The organism is Desulfovibrio sp. JC022 (genome assembly GCF_010470665.1).
In the GTDB taxonomy this organism is placed as follows: domain Bacteria; phylum Desulfobacterota; class Desulfovibrionia; order Desulfovibrionales; family Desulfovibrionaceae; genus Maridesulfovibrio.
The window spans coordinates 1-1204 of sequence record NZ_VOPZ01000035.1 but is presented as its reverse complement, the minus strand read 5'-3'; the positions used below and the strand labels follow the sequence as shown (position 1 = coordinate 1204).

General features: G+C 45.0%; 1 protein-coding gene. It reads left to right on the top strand.

Annotated elements, in window-relative coordinates:
* Positions 1–76: 76 nt before the first annotated feature.
* Positions 77–1188 (top strand): IS3 family transposase gene (locus tag FMS18_RS20130; RefSeq protein WP_163296441.1). Its coding sequence is split into 2 segments (ribosomal slippage): positions 77–329 and positions 329–1188, totalling 1113 coding nucleotides; the frame shifts between segments, so codons are not numbered across the junction.
* Positions 1189–1204: the final 16 nt, after the last annotated feature.

The following is a 1204-nucleotide window of genomic DNA, read 5'->3' as shown; positions in this document are numbered from 1 at the left end:
TGTAGCCCTCCCGTATATTAGTCCCAGCGCAAAGTAGAGATTTCTGATAAAGACAGCCATGAAGGAGGTTGTTTCGATGCGGAAATCCAAATTCAGTGAAAGCCAAATTATTAAAATCCTGAAAGAGGCCGAAGGTGGTCGTAAAGTCGCAGACGTGTGTCGAGATTACAAAGTAAGTCAAGCCACGTACTACAAGTGGAAATCCAAGTTCGGTGGTATGGAAGCTTCCGATATTCGTCGTCTGAAGGACCTTGAAGAAGAGAATCGTAAGCTCAAAAATATGTTTGCTAATTTGAGCCTTGAAAATGAAGCCCTGAAGGATGTCATAGCAAAAAAGCTTTAAAGCCAGCTGAGAAGCGTGAGCTTGTTGACTATTTCCGTAACGAATTTTGTCTCAGTATTCGACAAGCATGCAGCGCACTGCGCTTAAGCCGCTCAGTGTATTGCTACAAGCCTAATCCGCGAGATGATTCGTTACTCATTGAAATGCTTCTTAAGTTGGCTGATCGGTACCCTCGTTACGGTTTCAGAAAATTGTTCGTCCTGCTGCGCAAACGAGGACACCGCTGGAATCATAAAAGGGTTTATCGAGTTTATTGCATGCTAAAAATGAACTTCCGGCGAAAGGGTAAAAAACGTTTGCCTTCCCGGAATCCTCAGACTTTATCGGTTCCGCCGAAAGCCAACATTTGCTGGTCGATCGACTTTATGCATGACTCGCTGATGAGTGGACAAAGGTTTAGAACTTTTAACGTGCTTGATGATTTCAGCCGTGAATGCTTAGCAATTGAAGTCGATACAAGCCTGCCCGCCGGAAGGATTACTCGTGTGCTGGACAGAGTCTCAGCGTGGCGCGGTTTTCCTGAGAAAATGAGGATGGATAACGGTCCGGAACTTATCTCGGTAACATTGGCAGATTGGGCTGAAAGAAATGGTGTTGCGCTGGAATTCATTCAGCCAGGCAAACCGACTCAAAATTCATACATTGAACGTTTCAACAAAACGTTTCGCAACGAGGTTTTAGATTTTTACCTGTTCTCAACGCTATCGGAGGTCAAGGACATAACCGAATACTGGATTCGTCAATACAACGAAGAGCGGCCACATGAATCGCTCGGAGACATGACCCCAGTCGAGTATGTCCAAAAACATTCACCCCAAGAGAACTCTACTTATGGATGGCACTAACTTGGGGAGGTTTACA